The sequence below is a fragment of the Porphyromonas gulae DSM 15663 genome (genome assembly GCF_000378065.1).
Classification (GTDB): Bacteria; Bacteroidota; Bacteroidia; order Bacteroidales; family Porphyromonadaceae; genus Porphyromonas; species Porphyromonas gulae.
Genome location: NZ_KB899162.1, coordinates 27,220 through 47,016, shown reverse-complemented (window position 1 = coordinate 47,016; position 19,797 = coordinate 27,220). Strand labels below are relative to the sequence as shown.

17 protein-coding genes, 1 pseudogene and 1 riboswitch are annotated in these 19,797 nt (G+C 46.9%); of the genes and pseudogenes, 9 read left to right on the top strand and 9 right to left on the bottom strand.

Going from position 1 to position 19,797, the window contains the following annotated elements:
* Positions 1-10: 10 nt before the first annotated feature.
* The 6 genes and pseudogenes from F452_RS0106115 to F452_RS12770 form a co-directional block, all read right to left on the bottom strand.
* Entirely contained in the window at positions 11-2,407 is a 2,397-nt protein-coding gene (locus tag F452_RS0106115; protein WP_018965347.1) for an anaerobic ribonucleoside triphosphate reductase, read from the bottom strand.
* Positions 2,408-2,497: 90 nt separating this feature from the next.
* Positions 2,498-2,754: riboswitch (cobalamin riboswitch) on the bottom strand.
* A gap of 423 nt (positions 2,755-3,177) precedes the next feature.
* Positions 3,178-4,149 carry a DUF6427 family protein gene (locus F452_RS0106105; RefSeq protein ID WP_026292247.1) on the bottom strand — a complete coding sequence of 324 codons (972 nt, stop codon included), beginning with the start codon at positions 4,147-4,149 and terminating at the stop codon, positions 3,178-3,180.
* Between the two features lie 2 nt (positions 4,150-4,151).
* The gene (purD, locus tag F452_RS0106100) at positions 4,152-5,447 is read right to left on the bottom strand and encodes a phosphoribosylamine--glycine ligase (RefSeq protein WP_018965344.1); all 1,296 of its coding nucleotides are present in this window, start codon (positions 5,445-5,447) and stop codon (positions 4,152-4,154) included.
* Entirely contained in the window at positions 5,444-7,642 is a 2,199-nt protein-coding gene (locus F452_RS0106095) for a S9 family peptidase (protein WP_026292246.1), read from the bottom strand. The genes purD and F452_RS0106095 overlap by 4 nt, the downstream gene beginning before the upstream one ends.
* A 31-nt stretch (positions 7,643-7,673) precedes the next feature.
* Entirely contained in the window at positions 7,674-9,128 is a 1,455-nt protein-coding gene (locus F452_RS0106090) for a THUMP domain-containing class I SAM-dependent RNA methyltransferase (protein WP_018965342.1), read from the bottom strand.
* A 178-nt stretch (positions 9,129-9,306) separates the two neighbouring features.
* Positions 9,307-9,360: pseudogene (locus tag F452_RS12770) on the bottom strand (hypothetical protein); the annotation flags it as partial.
* A gap of 7 nt (positions 9,361-9,367) precedes the next feature.
* Here F452_RS12770 and F452_RS12765 point away from each other — a divergent pair.
* On the top strand, positions 9,368-9,646 hold the full coding sequence (locus tag F452_RS12765) for a DUF1661 domain-containing protein (protein WP_080637696.1): 279 nt from the start codon (positions 9,368-9,370) through the stop codon (positions 9,644-9,646).
* Here the strand turns inward: F452_RS12765 and F452_RS0106085 are convergent.
* The gene (locus F452_RS0106085; protein WP_018965341.1) at positions 9,632-10,300 is read right to left on the bottom strand and encodes a 2-C-methyl-D-erythritol 4-phosphate cytidylyltransferase; all 669 of its coding nucleotides are present in this window, start codon (positions 10,298-10,300) and stop codon (positions 9,632-9,634) included. The two genes, F452_RS12765 and F452_RS0106085, sit on opposite strands and share 15 nt — an antisense overlap.
* Positions 10,297-10,491, bottom strand: a complete 195-nt coding sequence (gene xseB / locus F452_RS0106080; RefSeq protein WP_026292245.1) for an exodeoxyribonuclease VII small subunit — start codon at positions 10,489-10,491, stop codon at positions 10,297-10,299. Before xseB ends, F452_RS0106085 begins: the two co-directional genes overlap by 4 nt.
* Positions 10,492-10,890: 399 nt before the next feature.
* Between xseB and F452_RS0106075 the strand changes: the two genes are divergently transcribed.
* From F452_RS0106075 to F452_RS0106045, 7 genes are all read left to right on the top strand, one after another.
* On the top strand, positions 10,891-12,753 hold the full coding sequence (locus F452_RS0106075) for a tetratricopeptide repeat-containing sensor histidine kinase (protein WP_018965339.1): 1,863 nt from the start codon (positions 10,891-10,893) through the stop codon (positions 12,751-12,753).
* Positions 12,754-12,765: 12 nt separating this feature from the next.
* Positions 12,766-13,437, top strand: a complete 672-nt coding sequence (locus F452_RS0106070) for a response regulator transcription factor (protein WP_018965338.1) — start codon at positions 12,766-12,768, stop codon at positions 13,435-13,437.
* 175 nt (positions 13,438-13,612) lie between these two features.
* On the top strand, positions 13,613-14,299 hold the full coding sequence (locus F452_RS0106065; RefSeq protein WP_018965337.1) for a tetratricopeptide repeat protein: 687 nt from the start codon (positions 13,613-13,615) through the stop codon (positions 14,297-14,299).
* Between the two features lie 93 nt (positions 14,300-14,392).
* A complete protein-coding gene (gene ribH, locus F452_RS0106060; RefSeq protein ID WP_018965336.1) occupies positions 14,393-14,878 on the top strand; it encodes a 6,7-dimethyl-8-ribityllumazine synthase in 486 nt (161 codons plus the stop codon).
* A gap of 261 nt (positions 14,879-15,139) precedes the next feature.
* Positions 15,140-15,712 carry an FHA domain-containing protein gene (locus F452_RS0106055; protein ID WP_026292244.1) on the top strand — a complete coding sequence of 191 codons (573 nt, stop codon included), beginning with the start codon at positions 15,140-15,142 and terminating at the stop codon, positions 15,710-15,712.
* A gap of 49 nt (positions 15,713-15,761) precedes the next feature.
* On the top strand, positions 15,762-17,063 hold the full coding sequence (locus tag F452_RS0106050) for an L-cysteine desulfidase family protein (RefSeq protein WP_018965334.1): 1,302 nt from the start codon (positions 15,762-15,764) through the stop codon (positions 17,061-17,063).
* Between the two features lie 15 nt (positions 17,064-17,078).
* A complete protein-coding gene (locus F452_RS0106045) occupies positions 17,079-17,570 on the top strand; it encodes a DNA-deoxyinosine glycosylase (RefSeq protein ID WP_018965333.1) in 492 nt (163 codons plus the stop codon).
* Positions 17,571-17,680: 110 nt separating this feature from the next.
* On the opposite strand, the gene F452_RS0106040 is transcribed toward F452_RS0106045, so the two are convergent.
* Positions 17,681-18,133 (bottom strand): copper resistance protein NlpE N-terminal domain-containing protein, encoded by a 453-nt coding sequence (locus tag F452_RS0106040; RefSeq protein ID WP_018965332.1) that lies wholly within the window; start codon positions 18,131-18,133, stop codon positions 17,681-17,683.
* Between the two features lie 1,025 nt (positions 18,134-19,158).
* Between F452_RS0106040 and F452_RS0106030 the strand changes: the two genes are divergently transcribed.
* Positions 19,159-19,701 carry a pyruvoyl-dependent arginine decarboxylase gene (locus tag F452_RS0106030; RefSeq protein WP_018965330.1) on the top strand — a complete coding sequence of 181 codons (543 nt, stop codon included), beginning with the start codon at positions 19,159-19,161 and terminating at the stop codon, positions 19,699-19,701.
* Positions 19,702-19,797: the final 96 nt, after the last annotated feature.

Here is a 19,797-nt window from a genome sequence, read left to right as displayed (position 1 = left end):
TTCTAAAGTATTATAGGTGTTTTACACGATCGTGCTCTTCGGCCTGTTTGGCTGAATTCCATGTATCGAGGCTTCCTGTCAGATAGCCGGTGATACGTCGCAGACGAGCTATCCGATCGCTGCCGCATACAGGACATTTGTCGTAAATCACACCTTTGAAACCACAGCCCTTGCAGGTGTCCACAGGATGATTGATCGAGCCATAGCCGATATTTTCGTCCTTCATCATCTTGACAATCTTCAAGATAACGGACACATTCTTCTTGGCTTCGCCATCCAACTCTACATAAGTAATGTGGCCGCCACCAGTAATAGCATGGAAAGGAGCCTCGCACTTGATCTTCTCGGCTATACCTATCGGTTCGCGAACATCCACATGGAAAGAATTGACGTAATAGTCCAAATCCGTTACCCCGGGAATAATCCCATAGCGTTTTCTATCCATTCGGGTAAAACGACCGGAAAGACCTTCTGCCGGAGTAGCCAAAACAGAGTAATTCAGACGATACTTCCGTTTATACTCCTGAGCGACATCATTCATGACCGAAATGGCATCGTATAGCGTATTCCAAGCTGCCTTGTTGTGAGCATGTCCTTCACCATAGATGGCCACCATCGCGTTGTGCCCACCGATAAAACCGATACCAAGAGTACCGGAATTGATGACATCGCCGACTTCTTCGTTCGGTTGTAAGGCAGCACCACCCTTCCAAACATCATTCCCCATCATGAAAGGGAATTGGCGCGCTAATGCTGTACGCTGATAGCAATAGCGGTCATAGAGTTGGTCTGCAATGAGTGTAGACATTCGGCGGACACCCTCCAGGAAGAGAAGACGTGCTTCACTGCGGATCGTTTCCTTGTCGCCATCAGGGCAGTTCTCCTCTGCTTCATGTCTAGCTTCGATAGCCAAACGGGGAAGGTTCATGGAGGTAAAAGAGAGATTGCCTCGTCCGATCGATGACTTCGGTCCGTTTACATTGTCAAATACTCTCGTACGACAACCCATGGTAGCCACCTCTTGCAGATAACGTTTGGGATCGTCTGCTCGCCAACCCTCATGCAGATTGAATGGCGTATCGAGAAAGACGAAATTCGGGAAGAGGGCTTTGGCCGTTGTGGCACAAGCCTTCAGCAGCAAATCGAAGTTCGGAGCAGAGAAAAGAATCTTACCGGCGATCGCGTCATCGAAGTTTTCCAATGCCAACTTTACATCCGCTTCGGAATAGTTGATCCCCTCTTTGACTTTGAAGATCTGAATCGGGAAGATGGGTACTTCGCCATGCCCCAAACCTTCCTCCGTAGCACGTAACAGCTCCTCCATCACCATTCGACCTTCGGGCGAAGTATCGGTGCCGTAATTGATGGAGCTGAAAACAACCTGATTGCCTCCACGAGAGTGCATCGTGTTCAAGTTGTGAATGAAGCCTTCCATAGCCTGATGCGTATCCTTACGCGTCTTTCGGAAAGCTGTGGCAAGAGCGATCTCCACCTCTGTACTCGAAAATGGAAAAGACGCCGCACAAAGTCCCTCATATAGCCTCCCGGCCTCCTGAGGTGAATCTGTCAAAAGCGGCGTTAGGTTCCGAATAGCCTTGGGAAGAGTCGTACTTAAGTCGGTATTGGTTGGCTGCCGGAGCTCGAGCACGAAGCGGAGACGCTCTATGAGATGCGTGACGAACGATTTGTGCACACCTGGAGCCATGAAGAAATCAAAGGCCGGGATAGCTTGTCCGCCATGCTGTTCGTTCTGATTTGTCTGGAATATGATAGTAGCCAGCGTTGCATAGCTATGGATATTCTGCGGTGTACGGATACTGCCGTTTTTAGTGCGGAATCCGCGTTCGTAGAGGTCTGCTATGTCGTACTGGACACATGTAGTCGTTTTCGTCGGATAATAGTCCAAATCATGAATATGTATATCTCCTGCCCTGTGCGCTCTGCTATAACGCAGCGGAAGCAGATATTTGCTGGCATAGTCCTTGGTCACTTCCGAAGCAAAAGTCATCATCTGGCCTGCAGGGGTATGCGAGCTCATGTTGGCATTGCCCAGATTCACATCGTTCTTCTCTATCGTTACGATGCCGTCCATCGTATGCTTCATGGAGGTACGCTTGTCACGCTCTACGGTGCGCCACTCACGATAGATGATATATTTCTTGGCTATAAAAGGATTCAAACGCATCAGTTCCTCCTCGACACGATCCTGTATTTGCTCCACGGTGACAAGCTCACCGCTCTGACGGGCAAAATCGGTTACGGACTGGACAATATTGTCGATACGTGCAGCTTCTTCGTGCACACCCCCTGCGCGATAAGCCTTGATTATCGCCTGACGGATTTTCTCCGGATCGAACGACTGCACATGACCATCACGCTTTACGATGCGAAGGATTACCTCTTCCATTGTAATACGTTATTGTAAAAAAATACTTTCCGAGATCTATTCTCTTAGTGCCGGGGAGACTCCTTTCCTCGAGGTCTTCTCTCCATACTTTATAGGCAACTCGTAGAGGCAGGTATTCTGGCTTACTTCATCTCTTTTCTGTTTGTCGCGCCTTCCCATTCAGCTCCACCTGTAGTAGAGAATGAACAGTGGCATCATTTGGAAAGCGACAAGAGTCCGCCCATCAAAAACCGACACGGCGGTAGAAGCTTACAGCAGCGGGACTGCTCGGGATTCTCACCCGATTCCCTCTTACACCCCACTCAACTTGTTCGAGACGAGCAGGGACCACTACGATGGGAACAAAGATATTGTTTTTTATAACAACAGCAAACGGACAACTCGGCATTTTGGGCTATATATGATAACAATTTCAGGCCAAAACGAGGAATCCCCCAAATGGACATCAAAAACAGAAAACAAACTCATAGACAATAAGATAGGAAATAAAGCTCCCTTTTTTAGCATGAAGCAATTGAGCTTCATAACATCGTCGAATGGCATCATAAAATCCTGACTCCGAAAGGCTATAGGCAAGCAGCTGTTAGTCCCCAAAAAGCAGACCAAAATCAGCTCAATTACGGTGCGTAAATTCTAAAATTGTGGCGCCAAAAAAATTTCGTTTACGGGCGTAAATTTTTTCTACACGGTCTGAGAAAAAAAATTTTCTCACGCCACGTTTTTCAGAACCGGGAAAAGGAGTTTTTAGGTGTGTGACGTGTACTGAAAAATCAAAGGAAAAAAGATGACACGAATAGAGAGATGGGAAAGGCAAGGAGGATAAGAGAAATCAGGATATTGGCAGGACGGCGACTCTGAGAATACAGGAAACGCGCTCCATGTACCGATATGGGGAATGTAGCCAAATAAAGAAATCCGTCCGAAGCAGCAGGCATGACTGCAGAAAGCAGCAGCATATAGCAACCGGCACACAAAAGGCTAAAGAAGTAAATACGTGCGATAACTTTTTCTCTCGTGTATGTCAGCTGCAAATAGACGAAGGAGATAAGATACAACGCCAACAAAAGAGACGGATACAACCACTTCCAAGCACTTACGTGGGAAGTCGGATAGGAAAAACCCCACTGGCTTAGAAGGTTAAGATTGTCGATAATGTACTGCTCCTCTCCGAACAATAGGAACAAAGGAAGACAACACCACAGAGGGAGAAACAGTCCGAAGAAAAAAGCAAGCAGATTTTTGAAAGACAAACTCTTCATCGGATAAAGCTGTATGAGCATAAACGGCACAAGAAGCAGAGATGGAGACCAAAGCACGGCAGAAAGTCCGATACAAAAGCCTACGTTGAGGGTCTTTCGCGGAATATTGCTATGCCCATAAGTGCCGAACAGACAGAAGAAGAGTGCTACGAATAGCAGTATCGACAGCGAGTACGGCTGTATGGAGAAGAAAGCCTGATGGGTATTGAGCAGAAGGATCATCAGAAAGGCGAATAACTTTAATCCGCCTTCATGAAGCAACAGATAGAAAGCACTAAACCGAACTGCAATAAAAGATCCGATTAGCCCGATCGCAAACGAGCCCATGCTCTGCCACAAAGAAGGGATCGTACCAAAGAAGCTAAAGCTGTCTCCTGATGGTGAGATATCAGCAGAAAGCCCCCATGCGTAGGATAGTATCCTACACAGGAGGGCAATCAATATCGTAGCCGGCACTAAATACGTTCTTTCAGCTCTTGTCACTGTTAACGTTCGGCTTTCGCCCAAAGAAGCATGTCTTGGCCGATATCGTGACGATAATTCTTACCATCGAAGAGCACTTGCTGAGCGTGGGTATAGCAACGTTGCAAGGCGGCCTCCGGTGTCGCTCCGTAGCTGCTGACAGCCATGACGCGACCGCCATTGGTATATACCTTTCCCCCACTTGCCATAGTGCCGGCATGGAACAGAATCGTATCGGCCGGAGGGATGGGGATATCCATCTCCATTCCCTTTTCATAACTACCCGGATAACCTCGCGACACGAGCATGATCGAGGCAGCAAAGCGAGGATCTTCTTGCATCTGGTAATCACCGATATTACCCACAGCTATTCGGCGAAGCAGCTCCACAAAGTCCGATCCGATTCGCAGCATGATCACTTCGGTTTCCGGATCTCCCATACGGCAATTATACTCTACCACATAAGGATCTCCTCCTACATTCATCAGTCCCACAAAGATGAATCCGCGATAATCGATCCCTTCGGCTATCAGTCCCGATATTGTAGGCCGGATAATCCGCTCCTCCACCTTCCGCATGAATGCTTCGTCGGCGAAAGGAACAGGCGAAACGCTCCCCATTCCGCCGGTATTAAGACCGGTATCTCCATCGCCGATTCGCTTATAGTCTTTTGCAACGGGAAGTATACGATAGTCTTTGCCATCCGTAGCAACGAATACGGAGCATTCTATGCCATCGAGGAACTCTTCGATCACCACATGACGGCTTGCAGCACCGAATTTACCACCGAGCATCTCGGCCAACTCCCGTTTGGCTTCTTCTGCCGTCGGAGCGATGATCACCCCCTTACCGGCAGCCAAACCATCGGCTTTCAATACATAAGGAGCCTGCATCGTATCTATGAATGCCTTGCCTGTATCTATTTGGTCAGCCGTGAAGGTCTGATAAGCGGCAGTAGGGATACCGTGCCGTTTCATAAAAGACTTGCTGAAATCCTTACTTCCCTCCAAACGTGCCCCCTTGGCATCGGGTCCTACGATGAGGAGATCGTGCAGTGAGTCGTGATTTCGGAAGTAGTCCACTATGCCGCGTACGAGGGGTTCTTCAGGCCCCACTACCAGCAGGTCGATAGACTCGCGCTGTACCACTCCGGCAACGGCAGCAAAGTCGTTCACATCCACTTCGGGTATATTGATCGCTACATCCTCCGTCCCCCCGTTTCCGGGAGCAACGAAGAGTTTGTTCGTTAGCGGGCTTTGGGCTATTTTCCAAGCCAAGGCATGTTCGCGCCCGCCGGAGCCTAATAAAAGGATGTTCATAAGTGATCTGTGAAATAACGGGTTATTGTTTCATACAAATGCACTCTGTCCGGCCCCATCACATTATGTTCGTGACTCGGATAGACGTAATAGTCGGGATACGTGCGTGCCTTCACACAGGCATCAAGGAAAAGGAGCGAATGCTGCCATACCACGACCGGATCGATCGCTCCATGAATCAGCATAAGTCGTCCTTTCAGATCACCGGCTCGTTTGAGCAGGTTGGCTGCATCGTATCCTTCGGGATTTTCCTGTGGCGCATCGAAATAACGCTCACCGTACATAATCTCATATCGATTCCAGTCTATGACAGGCCCGCCGGCTACTCCGACTTTGAAGACATCGCCGTGCGTAAGCATCAGATTCGTAGTCATAAAGCCGCCATAGCTCCAGCCGTGTACTCCTATTCTATCGGCATCCACCCATGATTGGCTCTTGAGGAAGTCCACACCGCACATCTGATCGGCCATCTCGGTCTGTCCCAAACGACGATGAATAACCTGCTCGAAAGCAGCCCCTCTATTGGCAGATCCGCGACTATCCACCGTAAAGACGGCATAGCCTTTCTGTGCCATGTAAATATCCCACCCACCGACAGAGCTGCGCCATGTCTTGGTTACGAGCTGGGCATGAGGTCCTCCGTAAACATAGACTATAACAGGATATTTCTTTGCCGGATCGAAGCGAAGCGGCATCGTGAGCTTGTAATAAAGAGGCGTCCGCCCATCGGCAGCCATGATGGTACCCGTTCTGATCTCCGGCATGGCATAGCCCGTATCGGGGTTCTTAGCATCCAATAGAGTGCGAGACCCCTTGCCGATATTTGTCACCGCAACCTTACGCGGAACAGTAGGCGACTGGAAAACATCGATTATAGCCGAAGCGTCGGGAGATAGTTGGGTACGATGCATTCCCGATTCGGGAGTCAGGTCTTTCGTCTTTCCACCCTTGACACTAATACTGTATAGACGGCGTTCGAGAGGGCTGGCTTCGGTACTTTCGAAATAGAGCTGTGTTCCCTTGGGGTTGAAGCCTGCAAAGTTGGTCACCTCCCACTCCCCTTTTGTCACCTGACGGATCAGACGACCTGTAGTATCATACAGATAGAGATGGTTCCATCCGTCGCGACGGCTCTGCCAAATGAACTGATTGTTACTTCCCGGGAGGAATGTCAGGGGATGCAACGGCTCTACATAATGTTTATCGGTTTCAACAAACAGCGTACGGACGAATCTACCGGTCTCAGCATCATAGGCATTTACCTTACATTCGTTTTGAGCACGATTGACCTCGGCTACATACAAGATCTTTTCGTCCGGACTCCAACTCAGATTCGTCAGAAATTTTTCCTTCGGCTCACCCGTTTGCAGATAGACAGTCCTGCCCGTAGCCAAATGATAGATCCCAACCGTAACGTGGTGCGAGGGGGTACCGGCCATGGGGTAATAAAGCGGTTTGGACTCGGCTTCGAGCGGATGATAATCTACTATCGGGGTAGGCTTCACCATACTCTGATCCATTCGATAGAAAGCGAGGCTGCTACCTTTTGGAGACCAGAATGTACCTTTTTCGATGCCAAATTCTCGTTGGTGTACCGCCTCACCATAGACAAGCGTCTCAGTCCCATCTGCTGTCAGAGCGATAGCTCGTGGCATACCCTCTCCGGATTTGCCCCCACGGGCGATATAGAGGTTGTGCTTTTTGACATAGGCCACATGGTCTCCCACAGGAGAAAAGTCCAGAGAAGCCGTCTCTCCATCGGTGTCGAAAACATAAGTTACCTTTCGGGCAAGCATATCGAATCCGACCAATCCCCCCTGTGTAAAGAGAACTACTTGGCCTCGTCCGGCATCGAGTGTGCGGAATGAAGGGAAAGCATCAGTCGTCTGAAATTTGCATCCCTCCGGCATCTGTGCATTGAGGTCTGCAGCAGACAATCTGAAAGACTGAGTCGGTTGGCCATTCACCTTATTAAAAACTAAATCATCCCCCTCGATAAAGACATAATTGTCTCCCATCCATTGCAAACCGGCCACGTATTCGGGGTAAAAGTTGTAAAACTCTTTTCCTCCGGGCATCAGTTGCTCAAGAGTAAACTCCTTGCCGCTCGTTTCAGGAGACTGAGCCGAACAAGGCAAGGCCACTGTAAGGGCACAAACAGACAGAAATAGTCGTTGGAAGATTATTTTCTTCATTTATCTATTGTATTTGATTTTCTATTCTTTATTATTCGTCGTTGCGGATCACCTGAATCCGCTTTGAAGAGGATTTGCGAGGCCCTCTTTCAGATTCATCCGAAGATCGGAACCTATCGTTCGGCCAGCGAGTCTCTCGTTGTTGCTCATCATTATGCTCTCTTTTCCTTTTATCGGAAGTTCTGAAAGGCTTATCAGGACGAGGAGAACGATAAGGAGGCTTATTTTCTCGATCCATGGAGTTGGGGCGTCTTTCCCTTCCGGCAGAAACGTCACGACGATCGATTCTCCGTCCTACACCTTGTTCTCTTTCGGCTTGACGACTTTTTCTTTCGGCAAATGAATCGCGTCGTCCCTCAAAGAGTTCATAACCTCGCAACTCACACTCCAAGGCTCCATTCATCAACTTCTCTCGATGAGACTGACGAAGACCGATATGGTTGAAATGCTCCGGTTTGAAAGCCAAAATCCATGCAGAGCAACCTGCATAATTATGCTTGAGTCGCTCTCCGATCATGGCATACAACTGCTGCATATCCTCCACTTTGATACGTTCTCCATAGGGAGGATTCATCACGAGCATAGCCCTGGATTCAGGCTTCGGACGCTGCTGCATGGGTAGGACACTCAGAGAAATGTACTTGCCAAGACCGGCTCGCTCCACATTACTTCTGGCCGCAGCTACGGCCTGTGGCAAAATATCGGAACCGTAGATGGTATGATCGAATACCCGTTCTGCGCTGTCGTCATGGTATAGCTCATCATACAGATCGGGATCGAAGTCCGCCCACCGCCGGAAAGCAAAGCCTCGCCGATAGATACCGGGAGCAATGTTGCAAGCAATCAGGGCTGCTTCGATGAGGAACGTTCCGGATCCACACATGGGATCGATCAAATCCGTACTGCCATCCCAACCGGCTTTGAGCAAGATACCTGCAGCCAGTACCTCGTTTAGAGGAGCTGCCGTTTCGGCCACACGATAACCTCGCTTGTGCAGACTCTCGCCCGAGCTATCGAGCGACAGGGTTACTTCCTCGTGCGACACATGTATGTTCAGTAGAATATCGGGATTGGACAGCCGGACGGAAGGGCGTTTGCCCTCACGATCACGGAAGAAATCCACCAAAGCATCTTTGGTACGATAGCTTATATACTGACTGTTCTTGAACGAATCGGAATAAACGACGGAATCAATGGAGAAAGTTTGATCCGATGACATAACGGTCGTCCAATCGAAAAGTTTGAGCCTTTCATAAATCTCATCTGTCGTCTTCGCATGGAAAGTCGTTACAGGTTTCAATATGCGCAGTGCTGTACGCAGCCGGAGATTAGCAAGATAGAGCATCCTCTTATCTCCTCGAAAACTGACCATACGCCGACCCACGGTTACCTCCTCAGCACCCAGGGCTGTTAGTTCGGCAGCCAAGACATCCTCCAACCCGTAAAGGGTCTTAGCCACCATAGTAAATTGGAGATCGTTATTCATAATAGTCCATGATTATGGAACAAAGATAATGAAATACGGCCGCAGTCTGAGGCTTTTCGAGCACTGTCAGAAAGCAGAAAAAAGAATCGCGGTCAAAGTCAACGGTACGGCAATACGATCTTCGAACATGAACTCACATAGACAGCAAGAAGCATCGATTTGACATCAGGTGGTGCGTTTACGCGCCCAAATTTTGGCATTTATAGCTTCTAAAAACATGGCGCGTAAACTTTTTTCTTTTGGCTCCGGAAGGGAAAAAATCTCGCGCCGGAACGAAAAAATTCTCACGTCATATTTTCAGAAATGACGAGCCAAAATCGGAGTATTTTGGGCCCGTGTTTTCTTGGGAGTTAGCCTATCGAATCAATAATGTTGCTCCAGGTTTTTCATATCGCATGCACCGCATGCGACAACGACGACATCAGTGTCTGAAGTTGCGTCAAATGCAGGAAGTAATTATTAGGGGGAAATTGTTTCCGGGAACTTTGATCCCGTATCAGGCATTAGGATGTCAATAACAGTTCCGCAAGGGAAAGATCGAGAGGAGTGGTCAATTTGATATTCTCAGGATTGCCCTCAATCAATGCCACGGGACGATCAAAATGATGTTCATACACCGAACAATCATCCGTAAAGCGTTCTTCGTATGGCTCCCGATAGGCCTCTTTTAACCACTCACTACGAAAAATTTGCGGAGTTTGTACCGTGACGTAGCGACTCCTGTCCACAGCATAATTTCCATCAGTGGCATAATAGCGAAGCGATTCGAGCAGAGCTCTACAAGGAGCAGCAGCCCCTCCCGCTGCGGCCGCACAGAAACAAGCATCAATAGTCTCGCCACTGACCAAAGGACGTACTCCATCATGCACTGCAACCAAAACACCATTGGGCACAACCTCCAATCCATTCCGAACAGAGGCAAAACGAGTGCCCCCACCTGCAACTACTTGATGAGAGATAGCAAAGTCATACCTCCGGCACAGATCTTGCCAATAAGTATGATGATCAGCAGGCAATACCAGTACTATAGTATCGACATGAGGGACAAAGCGAATCAACGTGTGCATCAATACCGGCCGTCCGGCCAAAAGCAGAAATTGCTTAGGCAAATCGGCCCCCATACGCAGTCCCTGCCCGCCGGCTACGATCAGAGCATAGCGTTTTTCTTTCATGAAAGCTTGGCCATGAGTTCTTCGATCTGCTTATCAGCTACGGTGAGTTTCTCTCGGCAGAAACCAATCAGCGCAATAGCCTCCTCTGCCAGTTTGGTCAGCTCATCCACATCGGGGCTGTCGTGTTCGATAATACGGACTATCTCTTCAAGGCGTGTCATCGCCTCGGTATATGTCTTGTTCTCGGTCATAATGTTGACAAAAATAAGGATTTGCAGAAAAAGCAGTAAACGAACCAGCTTGTTCAAACTCAAAAGTCAGATGAGAAGCTCTGAAAACAACTGCAGCAGTAATAAGCCAACCCTAAACGAGTATGCTCCCTCTTTCGTCAGTCCTTCTGATAACGGATGACTGAAATATAGTTTTGTCCCATATAATTATCCAATTTATACAACTACACCCTATTAAATAGTCAAAAACATAAAAAGACAAGAACTAAAAAGTTTTTCGGACTTCGGAAGACTACTTTTGCTCTAAGCAAAGGCCTTGAAAGCAGAAACGGACAGATAGGCCACAAGGAAACAAGCTTTATATTATAGAGCTCAGTTATCAAAAAATATTATTTTTGCCGACGAAATATAACGCATATTATGAATATACGTATCCAACTGATTATTCTGATACTTATTCTCCCCGCCGCTTTTCCACTCTCCGCGAGAGAGATTAATGTAGATTCTCTTTTCAAAACCGCTTCTGACCTCACTCTATCTGCAGCAGAGAAGAAAAAGAGATATGAAAAGTTGGGCGAACAGCTCAAAAAAGACCACAATGTCGGAACAGCTGCCGATGCATACTCATTGGCTATTAAGTTCGCCCGAGATGCAGGTTTGGTTCAAGATATTCCGGAGCTTCTTCTGGAGTATGCCAGTATGTCCACTTATGCCGGTCGCTATAGCAGTGCAATAACAGCCCTTGAGGAAACAATAGATCTGCTTAAAGGCAACCCTAACGATACAATCGCCGGTCGTACCTATATGCAAATGGGTATCATATTCTTCTTTCAGGAAAAGTGGGATGATGCTCTGACTTTCTATCAACGCGCTCTGGAAATAGCGCAAACCATGAAAAACGAAACAGGTATCCCCATCGCCTATAACAACATAGCCAATATATACCAGAAAAAAAAAGATTTCGAATCGGCTTGCTCCTATTATGAAAAAGCACTTAAGATAGAGCGTGCCAATGCAGATAGTGCCAGTATGTGCAATAGCCTTATGAATATCGGCACGATTATGATCGATCAGAATAAGATAGAAGAAAGTTTCAAACCCTTGATCGAAGCATTGGAGATAGCCTCCAAGACAAAAAACGTGGAGATCCAAGCTCTATGTCACGCACATTTAGCTTACTACTATGCATATCATAGCCTATACGGAAAAGCAAACGAATTACTGACAATCGCAGAGAATTTAGCACAACAAACTGGATATGATCAGGTCAGACTGTGTATACTTGACTTAGCCAGCTTCTTATATGCCGACCATGGATTATACTCCTTGGCATACGAATGCCTGAAAAGATCGAATGCACTATCTGATTCGATCGCATCCAGGCAGATGAAAGAAAAAGTATCTGAATTCGAAGTTCGCTTCAAAAGCAAAGAGAAAGAATCCGAAATTGCATTAAAAAATCAAGAGCTCAGACTTGTGCGCAGACTGCAATTCGCCTTCATCCTGATATGCATTCTGATGACATGCATTATCTCTATCCTCTTTATTCTAATAAGGAGGAGACACAAACAGAATAAGAGACTCCGGGAGATGAATGACACCAAAGACAGACTTCTATCCATCATATCCCACGACATCAAAGGTCCTGTAATTGCACAGAAAATGGCTCTCGACGCTATGCTTACCCCCCAATCCGATTACGATGCCCCAACTCGCAGCATGCTGTCTTCTATTCGAGACAGCGTGGTTTCCGAACTCATTCTTTTGCAAAATCTGCTTGATTGGGCGAATATCCAACTAAGCAACCTCGTGACCACTTTTGTGAACTTCAACATTGTTGAAAATATCGAGAAAGCAATCAGCCTTCACTCCATTTCAGCTCATAATAAAGGCATCGAATTACAGTTGGACGCACCGCAAAGATGTATTGTACGTGCTGACCTACAAATGATCAACACGGTCGTTCGCAACTTGCTTAGCAACGCAATCAAATTCTCCAAAGGAGGTCATATGATACTGATCCGAGTGGAAGAAAGAAAGACTCAAGGAGGAGTAAAAATTTCAATCTCAGACCAGGGAATAGGCATGAGTCAAAAACAAATAAACGACATCCTCGAATCCGGCAAAAACAATAGGATTACCGTAGGCACCAACGGCGAAAAAGGAAGTGGATTGGGATTGATCATCTGCAAAGGTCTGCTCGAAAGGAACAAAAGCAAATTATGCATTGATAGCAAGCAAGGCAAGGGTTCGATATTCTCCTTCGTCCTCACCTCGCCTTAAACATATATAACTATGATCAGTATATTACTCGTGGATGACCACGAACTCTATCGGATAGGTTTGCGCGCCACCATCTCCCAAACACAAGGTTTGGCAGAGATTGTAGGCGAGTGCGGTTCTTGTGAAGAGATGGAAACTTTTCTGAAAGAAGAGAAAGCTCCCGAACTCATCATACTGGATATTTGGCTTCCCGATGGCAATGGGGTAGATCTTGCTCGGAAGGTAAAGAAACTATACCCTTCTATTAAGATCATAATACTGTCTTCCGAAGTGTCAGAAAAAACAGTCAACGAGCTGTTGGAAATCGATGTAGAAGGATACATGTGCAAAACAGCTCAAACCAACGATATAGAAAATGCCATTCGTACCGTAGCCACCGGCAGTCATTTCTATGGCAAGAGCGTTTCCAAGATGATTCTGGACATTTGTCTATCTCGCTCGGCGGATCGCTCAGCGAAAAAGAGCAAGAAGTCGCAGGAATCTTGCGAGTTAACTGAGCGCGAAAAAGAAGTAGTCCAGTATCTATGCGATGGTTATTCAGCAAAAGAAACTGCAGAGAAAATGCATCTCAGCTACCGGACCGTAGAGACACATCGCAGCAACATTCTGCGCAAATTAGGATTCTCCAATGCAGCCGAACTGATACGGTATGCCGTGAAAACCGGATTAGTAGATTGGCAGTAGCTCTCTTTCGAGTCGTCCAACAGCCTAATTAAGTAAGCGTCGGAATACAGAGAAATGGAAGAAATGTTTTCGTCAAACAATTAGATATCGTATTTATTCAGACCGTACATTTGTATATCACAGTCAAACGCGTACCTTTGTGCGACTGAAAAGAAATAAATAACTATTCCATCATATGGCTAAAAAAGAAAATCAACAACCAGAAAACCACGTAGGAGAAGTGGTTTCACGCTCGGAACAGTTCGTAGAAAAGAACATGACCAAGATCGGCTTGGTTATTTTGGGCGTTTTTATCATTGTGGCAGGTTTTTTTGCCTACAAACGTTTCGTCAGCGAACCTAAAGCTCGTGAAGCTGCTGCCAAGGCATACCTTGCCGAAGACAAATTCATTCAGGAACTGGATAGCGTAGCCTTAAACGGAAATGGCACTAACGAAATGGGACTGCTCGCAGTAATAAAGAAATACTCCGGTTCGGATGCTTCCAATCTAGCAAAAGCCTATGCCGGCATTTGCTACTACAACCTCGGAGAATATCAGCAAGCCATTGATCATTTGAAAGGATTCTCTGCCAAAGAAAATATGGTAGCACCTTCCATTACTCGCCTGATCGGCGACTGCTATGTACAGCTCAAAAAGTACGAAGAAGCAGTGGGCTATTTCGAGAAAGCTGCTGCCGCAGCTTCCAACGATGCCATCACTCCGGGCTGCTTGGTGAAAGCTGGTCGCGTATATGAAGAACTCAAGCAATATGACAAAGCTCTCGCTGCTTATACGCAGGTAAAAGACAAATACTACACCTCGATGGAAGCCAACACAGTAGAAGCAGACATCATACGTGTAAAATCCAAAGGAGCGAAATAATAATAATATCAAACAACAAAATAAGAAGGGCATCTGTCTCATGCTGGGATGGATGCCTTTTTTTCAGGACAACTCATTAGACAAAACCAAAATATGGCTACAGCTTATCATAATCTATCCGACTACGACTACGAAAGTGTCCCCAGCGGCAAAGGACTTCGTATAGGAATTGCCGTTGCTGAATGGAATCGCAATATCACAGAAGCTCTGATGAAAGGGGCCATCGCTACCCTTTTGAAGCACGATGTAACAGAAGAGGATATTATCGTACAGCACGTTCCCGGCACATTCGAACTTACCTATGCAAGTGCATACCTCGCAGAACAGCATGAAGTGGATGCGGTAATTGCTATCGGTTGTGTAGTCAGAGGCGACACACCGCACTTCGACTACATCTGCCAAGGCGTAACCCAGGGGATCACCCAATTGAATGTTGACGGCTTTGTACCTGTCATCTTTGGCGTGCTTACCACGGAAACCATGCTTCAAGCCGAGGAGCGTGCCGGAGGAAAACATGGCAACAAAGGCACAGAAGCAGCCGTTACGGCTCTCAAAATGGCCGGATTGAGAAGGGTATAAGCACTCTTTCAGCCTCTATATCTTTCTGAAAAAAGATACAAGAGCCACGAATACAATAAAGAAAAAACGATCAATAACGAGAAGCCTCCGCTGGTAAATGAGCGGAGGCTTTTCGTTTATAGGGACAAACTATTCACATTACCACTATCACAGGCTATTCAGTTTAGTACCCTAACTTTTGTTTTTATGCGCCGTAGTCTCTTCTTTTTGGGGTACATAAACAATGATTACTTTTGCACACGAGAAAATAACGTCTTTTTAATGAAAAGAGTCTTTTGTCCGAAGTGTGACGGTCCTATCACGATCAGCCGTGAAACTCTCTCTCAGACATCTCCGAACGGTTCTTTGTCGTTGCTCTGTCCGCATTGTTGTCATCAGTTGCGCATTCGGCTGGTAAGCAAATCCGACAGTTCACGCAATCACAAAACAGTGCAGGAGGAACAAGAATTGGAGCAGGAGCTCGACCGAAGCCACGGATACATCGTCGTATTGGAAAATGTATTCGGATACCGACAAGAGTTTGCACTCAAAGAAGGAGACAACGGGATAGGACGTCGCAACAAAGACTCGGTGGTGGACATTGCTGTGCTGACAAGCGATCCAAGTATGGGACGGCACCACTGCATACTGCGAGTAACCCCGAAAAAAGACGGATCATTTCTTTATTCGATTGCCGACGATGATAGTCTTGTAGGTACTTTTGTCGGAGGACGTCTTCTGGACAAAAAAGAATGGTGCAGACTGAACGACGGCGATGTGATTACGATGGGTGCTACCAGTGCCATATTGTACACATCGGATCACAAAGACGCCGAATCCGAGGAGAAGAATTAACAATCAAGAATAAGCCAGTCCAAAGAGCCTTTTCAATATCACTTTCAAAATGGATACACCAACCCAACAACGAATTATCAGTCTCATTAAGAAAGAAGTAGTTCCGGCCACAGGTTGTACCGAGCCGGTTGCCGTTGCCCTTGCTGCTGCTCAAGCTGCTTCGCTCATGGACCAACGACCGGACCATGTAGAGGTACTGCTCAGCCCCAATATGCTCAAGAATGCCATGGGCGTAGGTATCCCGGGAACAGGAATGATCGGACTGCCGATAGCCATAGCCCTTGGGATCGTGGTAGCAGACCCGACCAAACAACTCAAAGTGCTTGATGGAATTGCACCGGAACAGCTGGAGGAAGCCAAGAAAATCGTCGATAGTAAGATTATACAAGTAGCTGTCAAACAGGGTGATATAGACAAATTGCACATCGAAATCAATATGTCGGCCGGTTCCGAATCGGCATCTACGGTAATCGAGAAGATCCATACCAATATCATCTATGCTGCACACAATGGCCAAGCCGTCATCGATAGTCGGCATGATGCGGCGGACAAGAGCGACAGCGCATCATCGGATTCGGAGGAGGACATCACGCTATCCTTCGAGATGGTATACGACTTTGCCATGAATACACCTACGGAAGAGATCGAATTCATCTTGGAAGCTGCTCGCCTCAATCGACATGCCAGCGAAGTCTCCATGAAGGGAAACTATGGCCATGCCGTAGGACGAATGATACAAGGTTCTTTGGGACGCCGCTATCTTGGCGATAGCTCTCTTACCCGCATGCTTACTTATACAAGCTCGGCATGCGATGCACGTATGGATGGTGCTCCGGTAACAGTCATGAGCAATTCCGGCAGTGGCAATCAAGGTATTACGGCCACATTGCCCGTTCTTTCATTTGCCGAGGACGAGCAAGCCGATCACGAAAGAACGGTAAGGGCTTTGGTCTTGAGCAATCTCATGGTGATCTACATCAAGCAGAAGCTGGGGCGTCTGTCGGCTCTGTGTGGCTGTGTCGTAGCGGCAACGGGATCGAGCTGCGGACTCACTTATCTGATGGGAGGTACTAAAGAGCAAATCGGATTTGCCATCAAAAACATGATCGGCAATATCACCGGCATGCTTTGCGATGGAGCCAAGCCGAGCTGTAGTATGAAAGTGTCCAGCGGAGTTAGCTCTGCCATGTTCTCTGCACTGCTGGCCATGGAGAAAAAGGTAGTGACCAGCAACGAGGGGATCGTGGATGACGATGTAGACCAAAGCATCGACAACCTCACAAGCATAGGCCGGGATGGCATGAACGCCACCGATACCCTTGTGCTCAATATCATGACCAACAAGAAGTAAAGTCCTGTCTTAGGTATGGATTGCGGACAAAAGTATTCTTTCCCACCCATCGAGAATGGTCATTTAGAGATTCTGATATTGGGCAGTCTGCCCGGTGACGAATCTATTCGCAGGGGACAATACTATGCTCATCCTCGCAATCGCTTTTGGCCTTTGATGGCAAAACTGCTGGGCAAGTCCCTACCCGATGACTATGCAGGACGAACCGAGATGTTGCTTTCGGCACATATCGGTCTGTGGGATGTAGCCCATTCGGCTATTCGCAAGGGAAGTGCGGATATTCAGATCTGCGACGAAGTGCCCAATGACATAGGCTCACTGATCGAACGAAATCCTCATCTGCACACGATCGCATTCAACGGCCAAAAAGCAGAGAAAATGTTCGGAAAGCATTTCCCCGAAACTCTCTCCATTCGTCGTCTGCTCATGCCGAGTACAAGCCCTGCCAATGCCGTAAAAACCTTAGACCTCTTAGTGAAAGATTGGAGTAGGATCTTTTCTCTTTGATAGAATCCTACTGTAAAGAAAAAGGGTTGTGACGATGGATAAAACCATATTCACAACCCTTTCATTATTAGGGCAGACCGCCTAAAGCAGCCTTTCTGTCGGAATCTTGATTATTTCTGCTTGGCCAATACGTAGAAAGGAGCCATCTTCTCATCCTGAACTCCATCGTACTGCAACGAATCGGCAGTCGCATTCAACACAAGCCGAAGAGGAGAAACCTCTCCTTCTCTTGCAAGAGATACCGTATCGCCACTAATGGTAAAAGCACCGCTATTCGTAGATCCGAAACCGTCTTCTTTTCCACCCTTGGCTACTTCTTCCAGAGCAAAAGTTTTGTCTGCATTCAATACCAACTTAACATCGAATCCCTCTGCATCGGCAGCAGGAATAAGGCCTGTATAGGTACCTACAAAGCGCTCTACATCGGCAGCAGCCGCAGCCTCTACCTGTGCTATAGAATCAGCAATACGTGCGCTATCGGCAGCAGCATCCTGCTCATTTTTATTTCCGCCACAAGCAACCAATGCAACGCTCAACATGGCGAAACCAAGAATTTTTTTCATCTCTTTTCTCGTTTTAAAAACAATAATTATTACTCAACGTGATTGCGGATTCCACCAACGATGAGACCGCCTATCACGATGCAAAATTACAGTTTTTTTTATATGTAGCTCATTTTCATTCGGATTCCTTCGCTACAGTACCATTGGTCAGTGCTGTAGCGACATCAGCCTATCCACTGTTCGGTTCTTTTTCTACCTTTGTATTCGATAAGGCTTACATCGGCAAAAATACATGGCATCCGAAAGCCCTATCGTATGAATATAATTACAGGACATAAATGACAAAAATATATTAGACATGTATCCGACTTCCTCACACACTGCACCGGCCCTTTCGGCTTATCCTATCTTGTCCTATATCACACGATTGCAGCACATAGGAGAAAAGTATACCTCGATGAAAAATAAAGTGGAATAATCACGGCGCAGTCCACCTGCGATACAAGGCACCCATCCGAGTTCGGTCGCGAACTTCCGGTGGGTGCCTCTTTTATTCCGACCCTCAAAGCAACCTTTCGGAGGCTACGATTTATATACAAATCACCTTTGATTTCTATATTTATAGAAAACTATTTATATATAAATTGAAATCGTTTTATATACAAATCGAAAATGATTTATATATAAATCGTGATCCAAACTCCGGAAAAGCAGATTCAGATCACAAGGAGCCTGTTTTCTCTTCTTTTTACCTGAAAATCCGGCTCTTTTTAAGTGCTTATTTAGAATCATTCCAAACCCTTCTTCGTTGTTGAAAACTTTTTCGGCACGTAATTCCAACAAAATTCGGATGACATTCTTCCATGGGGAGCACACTGCTTTCAGTACATTTCCGAGTCTTCGCTCTTAAAGCAAGATCGAACAAATCGGATCACCACCATGTCATATAAAAAAACAGGACTTACTTCCGCAAATTTACAAGGGGAAAAGAGCGATAACCCTTCATCGGATATAGACGGAATAATCCTATCTTTGCAAGACGAAACAGTGTAAGTACTAACAACATATCAAGGACAATTACAAAAATGAGCAAACTTGTAGGGAATCTCATCCCCAACACTTTCTTCATTACCAAGGGTAGTGGCGAGTCTGATCTGGAACTGCATGCCGGTTCGTATCATATGGCTCTGTTCGACGCCGGGATCTCGGACTTCAATATCATGACGTACTCCTCCGTACTGCCTGCAACGGCTCATTTGGTCACAATGGACGAAATAGACCTGCCGCCTTTCGGCTCCGAGCTGAAAACGATCATGGCCGTTTCGCACGGCTATCAGGACGAATTCGTTTCGGCCGGAGTGGTGTATGCATGGATGTACAAGGATGAGAATTTCGACGAGAAAGCCGGAGGTCTCGTCTGCGAGGTCAGCGGACGCTACCGTATCGAAGAGCTGGAGTCCCGTCTGATCCGCGTTATCAACGATCTGCACCAGAAGACCTACAGCCAATACTACCTCGGAGAGCTGAACTTCATCACCGAGGGTATCACGATCGAGAAGCGATACGGCACGGCTTTGGCCGGTTTGTGCTTTATGGATTTCATCCAACCCGAAGTACAAAAAAAGTAGTCCTATCCGCCCTCAAGCATAGCTGCCTGCATTCCCAAACAGCTTAGTGTACAGCCATGGTTTTCTCCTGCTTTGAGGCAGGTGCAAATCATGGTT